The following is a 15,366-nucleotide window of genomic DNA, read 5'->3' as shown; positions in this document are numbered from 1 at the left end:
ATTTATATGCATAAGTTAAATTTATTATATGTAGAAGATGATATAGAAGCTTTAGAAGATGTAGTTTTTTTATTAAAAAGAAGTTTTTCTGATATTTATACAGCAAGTGATGGAGAAGAAGGTTTATCTATATTTAAAAACAATTCAATTGATATTGTACTTTTAGATATAAATATTCCTAAAATTGATGGATTACAATTAGCAACGGAAATTAGAGAATTAGACGAATATATACCAATCTTATTTATTAGTGCTCATAGTGATACAATAAATCTTTTAAGTGCAATAGATTTAAGAGCAATTTCTTATATTATTAAACCTTTTAATATCAATGAATTGAAAAATTCAATTTTAAAAGCAATACATATTGTTAATAAAGATAAAAATAAAAGTAATAAAATTTTCTTGAATAATGGTTTTTATTGGGATAATTATAAAACAGAATTAACTTATCGAACAGAATTATTAGCTCTTACGAAAAATGAAATATTGTTAATAAAACATTTATTTGAAAATAGGAATAGATTTTTAACTGCTGAAGATTTAAAGGAAATAATTTTTCCAGAGAAAAAAGTTGAAGCAAATAGTATCGTACAAATGCTATCTAGACTCAGAACTAAAATTATAAGAAAAATTAATAATGATAATTTCTTTATTGAAAATATTTATGGCAATGGTTATAAAATAAAATAACCATTGTCATTTTTTATATATATTCTTGTGCTAAAATTATAAAAATAATTTTGAAAGGCAAATATAATGAGTCATAATCAAGAAATAAAATTGGATAAAAACACGATGATTGTTTCTGAAACAGATCATAAAGGTTATATAATATATGCAAATAGTGATTTTTGTCAAATTGCTGGATATTCAAAAGAAGAACTTATTGGCAAGCCACATAATACTGTAAGACATCCAGATATGCCAAAAGCTGCATTCAAAGATCTTTGGGAAACTGTTAGTTCAGGTAAAATTTGGAATGGAATGGTTAAAAACAAGACTAAAAAAGGTGGTTATTATTGGGTTAATGCTACTGTTTATTCATCAAAATCTTTAGATGGTTCAGTAAGATATATTTCAGTAAGAATCAAGCCAACTGATGAAGAAGTAAATAAGGCTATTTCTTTATATCAAACTCTAGATTAGGATAGATTATGTTTTTTAATAAAAGAAAAGATAAAGAAAAGATATTAGAATCACTAGATATCTTAGAAGCTTATATTCAAAATGATATAAATTCAATTGATTATAAAGAAAATGTAAAATCTGCAGAATTTGCACAAATAGAAAAAAAGATGTGTTCAATTATGGATTTACTTCAATCAAAAAATCAAAAAAACCTTACTGTTTATGGTGAGATCATGCTTGCCTGTGAGAAAATATCAGATGGTTATATTAATGATAAAATAACATCTATATCTGATGATAGTAAGCTTAACTATATTGCAAAAAGTTTAAATGTGATGTTTGAAAAACTAAATGTAAGTATAAACGAAACATTAAATATTTTAGATGAATACAAAGAACAAAACTTTTTAAATAAAGTTGATACTAGTGTATTTACAGGTGGTGCATTAAAGCAATTACTTGAAGGAATAAACTCTTTACAAGAAAGAATAACAGTTCAAGCTACACAAAGTTATAAAAATGGAATTGTTTTAGAAAATGAATCTCAGATTTTAACACAAAAAGCAGAAGCTTTATCTTTATCTTCACAAGAACAATCAGTTGCTATTGAAGAAACAGCCGCCGCAGTAGTTGAGATATCATCAATAGTTAGAAATAATGTTGAATCAGTTAATATGATGCAACAAATTGGTATGAAAGTCCAAAATGAATCTCAAAAAGGTTCATCTTTATCAAAAGATACTCATAAAGCAATGGATGATATTTATAGTGCAACAGTTGAAGCATATACTTCAGTAAATCAAATATCGCAGATTGCATTTCAAACAAATATACTTTCATTAAATGCAGCAGTAGAAGCAGCAACTGCAGGTGAAGCAGGAAGAGGTTTTGCAGTAGTTGCACAAGAAGTTCGAAATCTTGCAAATAAGAGTGCAGAAGTTGCAAAAGATATTGAAGGATTAATGGGAATACTTCAAGAAAAAACTAAATATGGGAAAGATATTGCAAGTTTAATGAGTGTGGGGTATGAAACTTTAATTACAGATATAAATAAAACTGTTGAGTTAATTGATAGTGTTAGTACATCATCTTCAGAACAAGAAAAAGGGATTAATCAAATAAGTGATGCAATTAATACAATTGATCACGCTGTACAAAATAATGCTTCTGTAGCATTAGATGTAAAAGATGTAGCAGTAAAAAGTAATGAAGTAGCAATGCAAATTGTTGATGATACTAGAAAAATAGAATTTTTAGGAAAAGAATTACTTCATTAAAAAGAGTAGATAACTACTCTTTTAAATTAATTTAAAGCATAACAAGGTTTATCTTTATTATCGCAAATCCAGTTTATCCATAGTTTTTCATCTGTTCCTTCATTTATAGTTACAAAATTTCTAACTCTTAGATATTTTGAAGAACCAATTGGTGTAAGCATTGAAGTCTCAATAGTTTTATCTTCATTTAAAAATTCATTATTATCATTTGTAACAGCAGAAATTCCAAGCCATTCTATATAAGAAGGTGGTGTGTGAACAATACCTGATGATACAACTTGATGTATTTTATCTTTGTTCTCTTTGTCATTTATAACTCCTAATGAGCCTACATGAACATCTCCTGATAAAATCACTGTTCTAGTATTTTGACCATTTTCTTTTCTTTTTTTGATATTCATAAAAAGTCGCATAATAAGACGCATTCTTTCACCTTGATGTTCTTTTGCTCTCCAATGATCTTTTAAATCATCTGTTAATTCCTCTTGCCATGAAGAAAAATCGACTAAAGCTTCCGTACAAGAAAAATCTCTATAAACAACAGGAACCGCTGATAAAACAAGTAAATTATCATTTAAAATATTTTCATCCAAATATGTATTTATATCTTTCCATTCATCATTACCCATAACAGTATAGATACTTCTTTGAGCACGATTATCAAGTGCTAAAATATGATAGTTTCTAAATTTTAATGCAAATGAATAGTGTTCTCTTTTTTTAGAAAGTAAAGATGTGTTTTTGATTGTTCTTATTTGAAATATCTCAAAATACTTTTTTGCTACAGAAAAAATATTTTTATATACATCGCAAGTTTGAAGCTCATCAGGATAAGAACCCCAACCATCAAAAATATCATGATCATCCCACATCATAACCGTTGGAATAGTAGCTAATGCCAAAGACATTGATTTATCACTCCATTTTGATATATAAAGTTTTTCATAAAAATCTTTTAACTGCTTAATCATAGTTTTAGAAGCACGTCTTTTTATCTTCTCTTTCATTTTCAGTTTTGTCCATTTTTCTAACTCTAATACTTTTGACCATAATTCATCTGCATAAACTTGATCTCCGCCCATTACAAGAACAGAAAAAGGCTCTTTTTTATGATTTTTTTCTAACTTTTCCCATAATTTATAAGGAACATCTGTTTTAGCAAGTAAATCAGGGCTAGAAAAACCATTACAAGAAGCATAAGCAAATTTCGCTTTTTCATTTTTAGCTGGAATATAAAATTTCCAAGAATCTCTTTTATTGAAATCTTTAAGAAATCCTTTCTCATTTTGTATTTGATATGTTACATATCTTGAATTTTCCAATGCTTTAATAGTATATTCAGCTCTATAGAAATAACCATTATTTAAATTTGCTAATTTTTTAGCTTTTACTATAGTATCATTATCAAAAACAATAGAATAGTCTAAATTTGTTTTACTTAAAAAACACACAACATATTTATTATCATTTTCAATAGATAATAAAGGACCTAATACTAATTTCTCACTCATTTTGGTTCCTTCTTATAAATAATAAAATTATTAAATAGTATAACATATATAAAATATACTATAATAATTTATATGATTATTTATGATAAAAAACAATTAATTTCTCCAATATCAAAGTTTCTAGGATTGCTATTTGTAATATTTAGCATAAGCCTTTCTATTGAGTATAGTAAATATCAAGAGTTAATATATGAAGAACTTTATGAAACTAAAGTAGAAGTAATAAACATATATCAAAAAGAAAAATATGATGTACTAAAATTAAAAACAAATAATCTAGAATTTTTCACTTCCGTACCTAAACAACATACTATTAAAAAGTTGGATTTAATTAATGTAGGCATACTAACAATAAATATAAGTTTTGTAGATTACTTAAAAGGTTTTTTTACTAATACAATATATTTTGACATTTTGCAAAAAGATAAAACCTTCAAAGACAAAATAGTAGAAAAGATAAGAGCAAATCATACAAATGATCAAATTAGTGAAGTCTTTGAAGCACTATTTTTAGCAATTCCCTTATCTACACATACAAGAGAGGTTTTTACAAACTATGGGATTAGTCACTTAGTAGCACTTTCAGGATTTCATTTGGCAGTTTTATCTTTTTTGATATATTGGATTTTTTACTTTCCTTATAGTTTCTTTCATACAAAATACTTTCCATATAGAAATAAAAAATATGATTTGTTATTGCTTACACTTTGTCTTTTATTTTTATACTTACTTCTTACAAATATAGTAGCGTCACTTCTTAGAGCTTTTGTGATGTTGAGTTTAGGAATAATTTTATTACGTTCAAATATAAAGCTAATCACATTTAACAATCTATTATTTGCTTTCTTGATAATAATATCAGTTTTTCCTAAATACATATTTTCACTATCTTTATGGTTTTCTATGTTTGGAGTATTTTATATATTTTTATTTATCAAATACTTTAAAGACCTAAAAAGTAAAGTCGTACAAATCTTACTTTTTAATTTTTGGATATATTTTGCAATGAATGCTATTGTTCACTATTTCTTCAAAGTTACTACATATGAACAACTGTATTCACCTTTTATGACTATGGCTTTTACAATTTTTTACCCAATGGAGTTATTTGCTCATTTATTTAACTTTGCGAGTGTCTTTGATAAGTACCTACAACTCTTTTTAGCAAGTGATTTTTATATATTTGAAGTAGGAACAAGTTTAGAAGTCTTTATCTTTTATGTATGTATATCATTCCTTTCAATATTTTATAAAAGTGCTTTTATTATTCTAAATATAAGTATGGTGATTTTTAATATTTATTTATTTTTATAAGATTATTATATAATGAAGAATAGAAAAGAGTTAAAATGAATTTCAAAAAAGAACTACATACGATATTTGAATATCCAAGAAGACACAAATATGGAATACTAATCCAATCTTTAATATTTTTAAATATTTTTATTAGTATAGTTATTATGTTTTTGCAAACAGAAAAAAGCTTGATTGATTATTATGATATTTTTTATATTATAAATTTTGTAAATATTATGTTTTTTACTCTTGAATATATCTGTAGAGTATACGCAGCAGGATTTAATGAAACTAGCAAGCGTATTAGGCATATCACAAAACCTATGATGATAATAGATTTACTAGCAATACTTCCTTTTTATCTATCAGCTTTTAATATGGATTTTGGTTTTTTAAGAGCTCTTAGAATTTTACGTATTTTTAAACTATTTAGACTAACAAAGTTCGCTGAATTTGATGCTTTGGTTATATCAATCATAAAAGAGAAAAAAGAAGAGTTTATTTTTATTGTTATTGCTCTTATAGTATTACTTATTACAATCACTCCATTAGTTTACTTTTTTGAAAAAGATGCACAGCCTGAGGTTTTTACTAGTATGGGTACAACTATGTGGTGGTCTATTATTACATTTACAACTGTTGGATATGGAGATATGTATCCAATTACACTAATGGGTAGAATACTTACAATTTTTGTAAGCTTTTTAGGAATAGCCTTTTATGCAATACCAGGAAGTATATTTACATCAGCACTATTAGAAAAGATAAATATAAAAAAACAAAAAGAAAAAGAGAGAAAAGAAAAAGAACTATTAGAAAGAGAAAAACTTGATAGTAATACTTTTTAGTTATAAGCAAATAAGATATAACGATACAATAGAGCTAAAGAAAGGTTTTAAATGAATACAAATGTACCTACTAATCAAAAAGAACAAGACTATCATTCACAATGTGAAGTACTAAAAAATAGTATAACAGTACATAAAAGAAATCAAGCAAAACTAAATGATGATGTAAATACTTTAAAACAAAAACAAAATGAGCTTAGAGGTATAGAGAGTATAAAAGTAGAATATACAAAGATTCATAAGATTATAAAAGAACAAGGGCAGTTAAAAGAAGACAATACAAGAAGAGAAGACTTAAAAGCAGAGCAAATAGACCTAAGAGAACAATACACTAAATCAAAAGATGCTATTACGCAACTATTAGAGCAAACAAAAGAACATACAAATCTAATAAAAAAAGAAAAAGAGTTAGAAACGTATATAGTAGAGTATAAAAACATAGTAGAACAAAAGCTAGAAGAAGAAAAAGCAATAGAAAAGAAAATAGCTAGGAAAGATAAGCTAATAGCAGAAGTAAATATAAAAATAGAAAAGATTAAAGAATTAGGACGAGAAACAGCTTGTCCTATATGTACAAGACCACTACTTGATGAATATGATAATGTACTTCAATCATTAGAAGAGATAATAAAACATACACAAACACAAAAAATAGCAAAAGCAAAAGAAGAGTTAGAAAAACTAAAGCAAGACAAACAAAAAGCACAAGAGCAGTTTACTAAAATAAATCACGAATACTTCCAAGTCTCAAAAAGCATAAATCTAATAGAAAGCAAAAGAAGAGACCTAATCAAAGAAGAAGAACACCTTGAAAAAATAAAAGCACAAGGCTTAAAAAATAAAGAAGAATTAGAAAAACTAGGTAATCAGGTATATGATATTACATCATATCAAAATGCACTAGAGAAACAAAAAGAACTAAAAGAAAAATATGAATACATCCAAAACCTAGAAACAATGCTCTTACACCTAGATAAAGCACAAGAAGAACTAAATACAGTAACAACAACAATAGATAAGCTAAATATAAAATATGATGAATTAGAACTAGAATATAAAAAAGAAAATAGGGATGAGGTAGGTAAATAAAAAAAGAACTATCAAAGATATTAAATAAGCCTAGGAGAGTTTAAAACAAAACTAAACGCAAAATAGCACCAAGAATATCAAGCTTTGCCTCAAATATGTACGCACTTATCACAAAAGGAAAGTACCAACATATAGAGATATCAAATGACTTTGATTTTTTTATCTATGATGAAGGTAAAAAATACCCAATCGAAAGATTTTCAGGTGGTGAAGTAGACCTAGCAAACTTAGTCTTGCGAATCGCCATATCAAAAACCCTAGCTGAAGTAAGTGGTACAAGTTCTGTAGGGTTCCTAGCTTTTGATGAAGTTTTTGGAAGCGAAGATGAAGCTAGACGATTAGAAATACTAGAAGCTTTTCATACTATAAAAGAACAGTATCGACAGATCAATTGTGGGGGGATGTCTATTTTAATACATAGGTTTTTGAAAAGTTGTGATATAACCTCTATAATCATTATTGGAGATATGATGTTCAATAAGGAATTAGAATATAAAACAACTTATGAATATCTTTATAATGAACTAATAGGATTAAAAAGTAAAAATGTAAATTATCATGTTTGGGTTTTAGTAGAAAATGGAATGATAATTGATTCTACATTAAAATTAAAAGAAAAACTCAGAATAGATTTTTTAGAAAAAAAAACTGACGGTGAAGTTACATATAAACTTATGAATCAAAAATCTTCAGATAACATTGAATATATACCTTTTTTGATTGGAGAAAATTTTTTAAATAAAACGAATCCTAATCCTTATCTATAGATTTACTAAAATTAAAAATAGGATAGAGTGGTAAAGAAGAATTTTGTTTATTAATAGTTTTTTTATTTAGTAAATAAACATTTAAATTTACTATTATGTTAATTCTTTGTATTTATCAGTTTCCATTTTACTGTGCCCAAATTGTACCTATGTATGAATAAAAATAAACATTTTTTTATTTTTGATAAAAGCTAAAATAGTGATTTTATAGGTATCGTTAGTTATTATTAACTATAAAAATTTAATAAAATTATTAGTATTATATAGTTTTCTATTTTAAAATATTATCTTAAAATTATAATATCGATTATTTATGTATTTTTCGTTATTATTATGCAGAAAGTAATCAATATATGGAATTCAATAGTCTTATTAAAAGATTTTGAACAGCATTAAGTAAGAATAGGAAAACGATGAATCAATTACTAAGAATAGAATATAATCCATTGGGAAGAATATTTATGTTACTTGTATGGTTATTATTCGGTCTACCAATTGGATTATTTTTATTTTTTGTAGTAAATAATTATTTTGCAAATTTTTCTGGAATACTATTAGTTATATGTTCTATTTTCTATTTTTTTAATCTATCATTCTTTAAAAGCTTAACTTTTTATGAAAATAAAATAATGAAAGAGTCAAATATATTTGGAAAAACTTATAGAAGAACACTAAATTATTCAAAAATGGAAACAACTGTTTCAAAAAGTTTTTTTGGTGGAAGTTTAATGTTTTGGGAAAAAGAAAATAAATGGAAAACTTATTGGTTCTTTGTATTTGACTTATTTCCTGTAAGCAATGAAGAGTTCAAAAAAATAAGACAAATACTAATTGATAAAAAGAAAATAGATGGAGATTTCGAATGGAACTATTAAAAAAAGTATATACTCAAGAAGATAAAAAGTACGAGGAGAGCGATAATTTAGTCTGAGGGAAAAGTTCAGTGTGCCCAATTTGTGACTAATAATAAATAAAAATAAATGTTTAAATTGTTTGATAAAAGTTACAATAATGATTTAATAGGTATTGTTAGTTATTAGTAACTACAAGAATTTAATAAATAGTTATAGATACAAGGAATATAAAATGCAAACTGAAAATATAGTATCTTGTCCAATTGAATTATTTAGAAGTATTAACCTTGATTATACAAGATTAACAATTGAAACACTTGATATTACAAATTTTGAACTTCATGATTTCCCACTTAGTCCACAAGAATATTTAAAATTTGCAAGACAAGATTTGAAAAATAAAGATGCTAGAGGATTAATAAATGCTTTATCAAATGCAAAAAGATGTATTGACTGTTTAATTGAAAGTACATTAATAGGTTTACATTTTAATATTGATAAAGAACTATCAACAGATATAATTGATTTTTGTAATAATATTCTTTCTGATGAAGATAAAGAAATTCAGCCAAATCAGTTGAAATTATTTACTGCCCTTGGTTTAGCTCCATCAATTTTAATATCAGAAGTTAGATTGTTAAGGAATAAGATTGAACATGACTATGCATTACCAAAAAGAAGTGAAGTAATAAAAGCTATTGAAGTAGCTGAACTATTGATAAATAATATAACTGCAAAAAGACTTAGTAGTTATACAATTTTAATCTCCGATACAAAAAACAATAATAAAGGAATTATGATTGATACAGATTATAATCAAAATAATATTATATCATTTCAATTGGTATCAGGAAATATACCATCAAAAGATAGATTTCATAGAGAATCAAAATATATCTTAAATGGAAATGAAACAATATATTGTTATTTACTTAGAACAATGATAGTTGCTGGGCAAGATGAAGAAAATTTATTAGATATAATCAAATTATTGATAAATAAAGTTTCACCAGAACAACCTAGTCAATATATCAAAATAAAAGAAATTATATAGTCATAGTAAAAAATCTATAACAAAACACAGGAAATGAACAAGTGATAAGCGGATTTTTTCTCATTTACTAACTATCATTTAGTGCTAAGAAAAAGAAGTTAGCGAAGAGGTTGAAATCACTTGTCCTTCAGTTCGGTCGTTAGCAAAGGATTATAAATGAAAAATAATTTAACAGATTTTGACATTTCACAATACTTAGATGATAAAGAAATCATAGCAGAATATCTAACTCAAGTAATACAAGAGGGTGATAGGGATGAATTACTTTTATCTATTGATAATATTACTAAGGTAAAAGGAATAAGTCAAATATCAAATATAATTTAGATTAATTCCTTAATGTAGCTATTAATCTATTTTCATCTTTCAAAAAAGAGAATACATCAAAAATCGATTTTACAAAAATATCAGAATTCAACAATGTCTCAGTACATAAACCCTCATCTTGCAAAATAGCAATACCCAAAATAGACTCTTTTAACATTAACTTATCATTTCGTCCATTCCCCACACTTAAAGTAGTAGAAGAGCCCAAACTTTTAATAAAATCTAACTTACTAACATCTTGTGATGTCTTTGATATTTTTATAATCTCACATTTTGTATCTACAAGTTCTTTTTCAACACTTCCATAAGTATCAGCAGTAATTACATAAAATTTAAAAGAGTTTGAAAGTTCATTTATACTTTTTTTAATACCCTCAATTAGTTTACCGTCAATTGCAATCGTACCATTATAATCAAATACAATGTTTTGAATTTCTATCTCTTCTCTTCCTGGAATATTTACTTTCACTTTTTTATCCTTTTTACTAACTAATTATAATAAGAATAATACCAAAACTAGTATGAAAAAGAATATTTGTAAGTCTAAAAAAGCTAAAATACCGTAATTATAAAAAGGAATTTAAATGTACAAAATACGCCAAGCTATAAAAGAAGACATTAGTCGTATGGCAGAAATAGAAAAAATTTGTTTTTCTGCGTCTGAAGCTGCGTCATTAGAATCATTTCAAAAACGATTTTCAGTTTTTCCTGAGTGTTTTTTTGTACTAGAAATTGATGATATTGTTGTAGGTCATATAAATGGCTGTATTAACAATGCACCAGAACTTCCTGATGCATTGTATTCAGATAGTAAACTGCATTGCCCCAAAGGTGAATACCAAACAGTATTTGGATTGGCAGTTGATCCTAAATACCAAAATCAAGGTTATGCATCGGCACTTATTAAATATTTTATTGAGTTTAGTAAAAATCGCAAACATAAAGGGATGGTACTTACTTGTAAAGATTACCTTGTTAAGTTCTACCAAGGCTTCGGATTTATTCATCAAGGTATATCAGAATCAAGTCATGGTGGTGCTCAATGGAATGATATGTTGTTAATATTCTAAATGAAAAGACAAAAATTGACTAAACTTTTCCTATTATTAATACTAATCTTCAACTTTTGTTTCGCTACAAATGAAAACCCTTTATATATTCCTTCAAAAACACTTCCTTCCTTTAATCAAGAAGATTTTTCAAAATATATAGATGAAAATAAAAAATGGCTAGAAAACAATCGTGCTTTTTTAACAAAAAATCACGAATTGGAACTTTTTCTAAATTCACCATTTGAGTAAAAACCAATTAATCAAAAAGCATCAAAAGGAATTTTGTTAGTTCATGGACTTGGTGATTCTCCTGGTTATTTTCAGGATTTAGCACAAGAGTTAGTTTCACAAGGATTTTTAGTAAGAACTGTGTTATTAACAGGACATGGTAGTAAACCCGCTGATTTAATAAACGTTGAGTTTGAACAATGGGAAAATCTTGTAAATCATCATATAAAACTATTAGAAAAAGAAGTAGATGAATTATGGCTAGGTGGATTTTCTACAGGAGCTAATCTTGTAACTTCATACGCTTTTGAAAATGAAGAAGAAATATCAGGCTTGTTACTTTTTTCTCCTGGTTTTGCATCAGATGAAAGAACCTTATTACCTTTTTCAGGAATTGGGTCTTTTTTCAAAACGTGGTTATTTCAAAATGACAATAGTCAAAATATTTTACGATATGAATCCTTATCTATGAATGCTTCAAATTTGTATTATCAAACTCTAAAAAGAGTTGAAGAGGGCTTTGAAAAAAAAAGTTTTTCAAAACCAGTATTTATAACTATTAGTGAAGATGATAGTGTTATAACATCAAAAGATATAGTGTCTATTTTTACAAAAAATTTTAAAAATCCCAAAAGCCAACTAGTTTGGTTTGGAAAAGAAAATGGTTTTAAAGATAGCAGAATCACTTATTTACCTTCTTATATTCCTAATCAAAAGATTGCAAACTTTTCTCATTTAAGTGTGTTATTTAAAAAAGATAATTTCTTTTATGGAAAAAATAGTGAATATAAAATGTTCAGAAATGGTCAAGACAAGATTTACAATAGCCAAAATGACGAACTTTGGTATTCTGCTTGGGGATTACAAGAAGAGGGCAAGTATTTCGCTAGACTTACATGGAATCCATATTTTAAAAAGAATATAAAAAATATGACAGAAGTAATAAATTCTAATAAATGATTAATAAAAACAAGGATTATAAATGAAAATATCAAAATTATATGCAAACAATGATAATTTTAAAACCATAGAATTTGATAAAGGTATAAATTTTATCCTCTCATCAAACAATGGTGTTGGGAAAACTAGTCTTTTTAACCTAATAGACTTTTGTTTATTAGGTGATAAACACTTTTTAGGCAATGAACACTTTAAAGATTATATCTTTTATATTGAACTTCAAATTGCTTCAAATAGATATATTACGATTAAACGACCTATTGTTGGTGGTAAAAATATCGAATTAAAAATCACAAAACAAAAATCAATGCTTTTGGATGAAAAAGATTTTAATAAAAAAGGCAGTATAGGTGTAGCCAAATCTTTTTTTGAAAATAAAGCTAATTATTCAATAAACAAATTTAGAACATATATAACATATTTTTTAAGGGATGAGAACAATCAAAGTAATGTATTTATATTAAATAAAAATAAAGCTTCACATGAAATAGAATACAAAACACTTATATCAAAATTTTTAGGTATTGATGGACGAAAGTTGCGAAAAAAATATGAACTAGATGAACTAATCAAAAAAGAAGATATTGAACCCACAGTTTTAAAAACTGCACAAAGTGATTTACAAAAAGTTATTGAAGAGAATAAAAAATTAATCAACAGCTATTTTATAGATAGATTTAAAAATATATTTTCTAAATATGGAAGAATAGTATTAGAAAAAGAGGTAACTTTTTTAATTGATTTAAATACTTCAAATGATATAGAGTTTTCTATAAATGTGGGAAATAATGAAGAATTAAATGATGCTACACAACAAAAGCTTTTATCTTTTATCTTTGCCTCTGCATTAGCTGAAATTTATGCACAAAAAAAACTTATCAAATTTGTAGCTTTTGATAGTCCTTTCCATGGAGATAAAAATACTTATGAAAATGGTATTTATGCGGCGATTCATCAATTAGATAGAATTGGTATTCAAACTATTATCACATCAAATGAAGATGCTATTAAAGATAAAGAGATTTTATTAGAAATCAAAGATCAATATTTGACAGATTATTTTAGTGATAGTGACAAGTTAATGGGTGATTTTTAAGAAATATCACTCTTATCAGACTCAATAGCTATTTTCAAAAAGCTAGTAAAGGCTACATTATCAAAGGTAAGTGAATCATCTAAGTTTGATTTCATTTCATCCAAAGCTTTTGTATATTTTTTGTAAAACTCAAAACTAGGTTTTGGCTTATACACTAAATCTTGAAGTTCAAAATATTTGATTACCATTTTTGTAGTAGTTGGTTTGATAAAGTATTCACTATGTCTATTTATACAGTAGGGTGCTACACTTATAATAGTCCATTTTGCCAAGTTGTATTGAGCTAAAAATTCTACTAAACCTTCAAAACCATCTTTCTTATTTCCATATAAAAGCTCATATATCTCAATACTAAGCATATCTTTTTCATAAGAGTTCAATGAAGCGATTGCATCTTTTAATTTTAATTTATCAAATAATGAAACCATAACAGATTTTTGAACTGTTTTAAAAAATCCTTCTATTAGTAAATTTGGATTTGAGAAGTTTTCTTTTTTTAGTTGATTCTTTGCAAAATCTTCTAGTTTTTGGGGATTAAATTTTTGTATTTTTGGGAAAAATGTTTCGTCTTTAAAACCTTCTGGATACATTGCCAAAAACTCTGATTCTAAATCTTTTAATTTATCCAAATTCATTTATTTTATACCAAAACTAGCAAAAGCACCTTCAATACTTGGAATACTTTTATAGTTAGTTTTTGTTAGTCTTACATCTTTTGTTTTAAGATCGCATATTGCAAGTTTAAAACTAGAACCCATATATGGTTCTACAACACAAATGATTTTATCTTCAATTTGTCGTGTAGTGTAAATAGTACCTTTTAAAGAGGGGAAAAAATATTTTGGATAACTCAATGGTGTTATTTCAACAATATCTATGGCTTCTTCATTTTCAAGAGTTTGAACTATATCTTTAGCATCTTCATAACTATCAAATTGGATACACCAATCATCAAAAAATTTGTTAAAATGTTCTAAATCCTCATCTAGAAAACCGCCAGCTAAACCTTGTAAAGTAAAAATAGACACAAAAGACACCTTGAAATATATTTATTTAAAATGAATTCTAACATATTTAAGTTTTAAAAAAGGCAAGTGCCTATAAATAGGACACTTAACCTAATGGTTTTTTATTTTCTTTTATTAATCAATTCTGTTAATATTTGTTTATATGTTTCAACTTTATTAGCACCAACTCGTGCAATTTCATTATCAAATATTATAGTAGGAATAGCATAAACTCCTTGGTCTCGCCAAAATTTCTCTTCATCTTCGATTTGTTTAATTGCTTCTTTATTATCTAATCTTTTCATTGCTTCATCAGCATTTAAACCGACTGCTTTTAATTCAGCATATAAAACATCACGATTACTTATATCTTTTCTTTCACCAAAATATGCAGCTTGTAAACGCATTTCTAATTCAGTTTGTTTACCAAATTGTTTCGCATAACTTAGTAATATATGAGAATCAAATGTATTTAATTTTCTCATTTCTTTAAAATAATCAAATTTAAATCCAGATTCTTTTCCAAGTTTAGTAACATTGTTTCTAGTTTCTTGTAGTTTATCTTCACTTAATCCATATTTATTTTTTAGATATTCATCCGCATTTTTCCCAACTCTTGGCATATCAGGGTTAAGCTCAAAAGGATGCCATGCAATTTCAACTTTATCTTCTAGTTTTAATTCACTAATAGCTTGTGTTAATCGTGTGTACCCAATAGCACACCAAGGGCAAACTACATCAGATACTATATCAATTTTTATTTTATCTTGTACAGTTTTTAGCTCTGATGCAAATGCGTTTATACTTAGAAAACTAAGTTGTGATAACATCGTTATCATAAGTATAACTTTAATTATTTTTTTCATATT

The 15,366-nt window shown here is 26.0% G+C and carries 19 protein-coding genes; 14 read left to right on the top strand and 5 right to left on the bottom strand.

The window, feature by feature from the left end; all coding sequences use genetic code 11:
* Positions 1–6: 6 nt before the first annotated feature.
* From D9T19_RS01045 to D9T19_RS14760, 3 genes are all read left to right on the top strand, one after another.
* Positions 7–693, top strand: coding sequence for a response regulator transcription factor (locus tag D9T19_RS01045; protein ID WP_121626340.1), 687 nt, complete (start codon positions 7–9; stop codon positions 691–693).
* Positions 694–759: 66 nt separating this feature from the next.
* Entirely contained in the window at positions 760–1,149 is a 390-nt protein-coding gene (locus D9T19_RS01040) for a PAS domain-containing protein (protein ID WP_121626339.1), read from the top strand.
* 8 nt (positions 1,150–1,157) lie between these two features.
* On the top strand, positions 1,158–2,408 hold the full coding sequence (locus D9T19_RS14760) for a methyl-accepting chemotaxis protein (protein ID WP_121626338.1): 1,251 nt from the start codon (positions 1,158–1,160) through the stop codon (positions 2,406–2,408).
* Between the two features lie 26 nt (positions 2,409–2,434).
* On the opposite strand, the gene D9T19_RS01030 is transcribed toward D9T19_RS14760, so the two are convergent.
* Positions 2,435–3,919, bottom strand: a complete 1,485-nt coding sequence (locus D9T19_RS01030; protein ID WP_121626337.1) for an alkaline phosphatase D family protein — start codon at positions 3,917–3,919, stop codon at positions 2,435–2,437.
* A 72-nt stretch (positions 3,920–3,991) separates the two neighbouring features.
* On the opposite strand from D9T19_RS01030, the gene D9T19_RS01025 reads away from it, so the two are divergent.
* The 7 genes from D9T19_RS01025 to D9T19_RS14475 all read left to right on the top strand — a co-directional run bounded on the left by D9T19_RS01025 (position 3,992) and on the right by D9T19_RS14475 (position 10,154).
* The gene (locus tag D9T19_RS01025; protein WP_121626336.1) at positions 3,992–5,233 is read left to right on the top strand and encodes a ComEC/Rec2 family competence protein; all 1,242 of its coding nucleotides are present in this window, start codon (positions 3,992–3,994) and stop codon (positions 5,231–5,233) included.
* Between the two features lie 35 nt (positions 5,234–5,268).
* A complete protein-coding gene (locus tag D9T19_RS01020; RefSeq protein WP_121626335.1) occupies positions 5,269–6,063 on the top strand; it encodes an ion transporter in 795 nt (264 codons plus the stop codon).
* A 51-nt stretch (positions 6,064–6,114) separates the two neighbouring features.
* Complete coding sequence (locus D9T19_RS01015) at positions 6,115–7,152, top strand: hypothetical protein (protein WP_121626334.1); 1,038 nt, start codon at positions 6,115–6,117, stop codon at positions 7,150–7,152.
* A gap of 95 nt (positions 7,153–7,247) precedes the next feature.
* The gene (locus D9T19_RS01010) at positions 7,248–7,919 is read left to right on the top strand and encodes a hypothetical protein (RefSeq protein WP_121626333.1); all 672 of its coding nucleotides are present in this window, start codon (positions 7,248–7,250) and stop codon (positions 7,917–7,919) included.
* A 413-nt stretch (positions 7,920–8,332) separates the two neighbouring features.
* Positions 8,333–8,794, top strand: coding sequence for a hypothetical protein (locus D9T19_RS01005; RefSeq protein ID WP_121626332.1), 462 nt, complete (start codon positions 8,333–8,335; stop codon positions 8,792–8,794).
* A gap of 211 nt (positions 8,795–9,005) precedes the next feature.
* A complete protein-coding gene (locus tag D9T19_RS01000; RefSeq protein WP_121626331.1) occupies positions 9,006–9,827 on the top strand; it encodes a hypothetical protein in 822 nt (273 codons plus the stop codon).
* 156 nt (positions 9,828–9,983) lie between these two features.
* A complete protein-coding gene (locus D9T19_RS14475) occupies positions 9,984–10,154 on the top strand; it encodes a helix-turn-helix domain-containing transcriptional regulator (protein WP_162984520.1) in 171 nt (56 codons plus the stop codon).
* A 1-nt stretch (position 10,155) separates the two neighbouring features.
* Here D9T19_RS14475 and D9T19_RS00995 read toward each other — a convergent pair whose 3' ends face one another.
* Positions 10,156–10,623 (bottom strand): HAD family hydrolase, encoded by a 468-nt coding sequence (locus tag D9T19_RS00995; protein ID WP_121626330.1) that lies wholly within the window; start codon positions 10,621–10,623, stop codon positions 10,156–10,158.
* Between the two features lie 115 nt (positions 10,624–10,738).
* Between D9T19_RS00995 and D9T19_RS00990 the strand changes: the two genes are divergently transcribed.
* From D9T19_RS00990 to D9T19_RS00975, 4 genes are read left to right on the top strand one after another with little or no spacing between them, the layout of a single operon-like run.
* Positions 10,739–11,224, top strand: a complete 486-nt coding sequence (locus tag D9T19_RS00990) for a GNAT family N-acetyltransferase (protein ID WP_121626329.1) — start codon at positions 10,739–10,741, stop codon at positions 11,222–11,224.
* 15 nt (positions 11,225–11,239) lie between these two features.
* Entirely contained in the window at positions 11,240–11,455 is a 216-nt protein-coding gene (locus D9T19_RS00985; protein ID WP_162984519.1) for a hypothetical protein, read from the top strand.
* 6 nt (positions 11,456–11,461) lie between these two features.
* A complete protein-coding gene (locus D9T19_RS00980) occupies positions 11,462–12,394 on the top strand; it encodes an alpha/beta hydrolase (RefSeq protein WP_121626327.1) in 933 nt (310 codons plus the stop codon).
* Positions 12,395–12,416: 22 nt separating this feature from the next.
* On the top strand, positions 12,417–13,490 hold the full coding sequence (locus tag D9T19_RS00975) for an AAA family ATPase (RefSeq protein ID WP_121626326.1): 1,074 nt from the start codon (positions 12,417–12,419) through the stop codon (positions 13,488–13,490).
* Here the strand turns inward: D9T19_RS00975 and D9T19_RS00970 are convergent.
* From D9T19_RS00970 to D9T19_RS00960, 3 genes are all read right to left on the bottom strand, one after another.
* Positions 13,487–14,125 (bottom strand): hypothetical protein, encoded by a 639-nt coding sequence (locus tag D9T19_RS00970; RefSeq protein ID WP_121626325.1) that lies wholly within the window; start codon positions 14,123–14,125, stop codon positions 13,487–13,489. The genes D9T19_RS00975 and D9T19_RS00970 overlap by 4 nt on opposite strands.
* Positions 14,126–14,518, bottom strand: coding sequence for a hypothetical protein (locus D9T19_RS00965; RefSeq protein ID WP_121626324.1), 393 nt, complete (start codon positions 14,516–14,518; stop codon positions 14,126–14,128). It abuts the gene before it with no gap.
* Positions 14,519–14,619: 101 nt separating this feature from the next.
* Positions 14,620–15,363, bottom strand: a complete 744-nt coding sequence (locus D9T19_RS00960; protein ID WP_205588663.1) for a DsbA family oxidoreductase — start codon at positions 15,361–15,363, stop codon at positions 14,620–14,622.
* Between the last annotated feature and the right edge of the window lie 3 nt (positions 15,364–15,366).

The organism is Poseidonibacter antarcticus (genome assembly GCF_003667345.1).
GTDB lineage: Bacteria > Campylobacterota > Campylobacteria > Campylobacterales > Arcobacteraceae > Poseidonibacter > Poseidonibacter antarcticus.
The sequence above is the reverse complement of the archived record's forward strand: the minus strand, read 5'-3'. Positions and strand labels throughout refer to the sequence as shown.

Coding starts and splice junctions, on each gene's coding strand:
- D9T19_RS01045 (WP_121626340.1), top strand. CDS start 7: ATGCATAAGTTAAATTTATTATATGTAGAAGATGATATAGAAGCTTTA.
- D9T19_RS01040 (WP_121626339.1), top strand. CDS start 760: ATGAGTCATAATCAAGAAATAAAATTGGATAAAAACACGATGATTGTT.
- D9T19_RS14760 (WP_121626338.1), top strand. CDS start 1,158: ATGTTTTTTAATAAAAGAAAAGATAAAGAAAAGATATTAGAATCACTA.
- D9T19_RS01030 (WP_121626337.1), bottom strand. CDS start 3,919: ATGAGTGAGAAATTAGTATTAGGTCCTTTATTATCTATTGAAAATGAT.
- D9T19_RS01025 (WP_121626336.1), top strand. CDS start 3,992: ATGATTATTTATGATAAAAAACAATTAATTTCTCCAATATCAAAGTTT.
- D9T19_RS01020 (WP_121626335.1), top strand. CDS start 5,269: ATGAATTTCAAAAAAGAACTACATACGATATTTGAATATCCAAGAAGA.
- D9T19_RS01015 (WP_121626334.1), top strand. CDS start 6,115: ATGAATACAAATGTACCTACTAATCAAAAAGAACAAGACTATCATTCA.
- D9T19_RS01010 (WP_121626333.1), top strand. CDS start 7,248: ATGTACGCACTTATCACAAAAGGAAAGTACCAACATATAGAGATATCA.
- D9T19_RS01005 (WP_121626332.1), top strand. CDS start 8,333: ATGAATCAATTACTAAGAATAGAATATAATCCATTGGGAAGAATATTT.
- D9T19_RS01000 (WP_121626331.1), top strand. CDS start 9,006: ATGCAAACTGAAAATATAGTATCTTGTCCAATTGAATTATTTAGAAGT.
- D9T19_RS14475 (WP_162984520.1), top strand. CDS start 9,984: ATGAAAAATAATTTAACAGATTTTGACATTTCACAATACTTAGATGAT.
- D9T19_RS00990 (WP_121626329.1), top strand. CDS start 10,739: ATGTACAAAATACGCCAAGCTATAAAAGAAGACATTAGTCGTATGGCA.
- D9T19_RS00975 (WP_121626326.1), top strand. CDS start 12,417: ATGAAAATATCAAAATTATATGCAAACAATGATAATTTTAAAACCATA.
- D9T19_RS00970 (WP_121626325.1), bottom strand. CDS start 14,125: ATGAATTTGGATAAATTAAAAGATTTAGAATCAGAGTTTTTGGCAATG.
- D9T19_RS00960 (WP_205588663.1), bottom strand. CDS start 15,363: ATGAAAAAAATAATTAAAGTTATACTTATGATAACGATGTTATCACAA.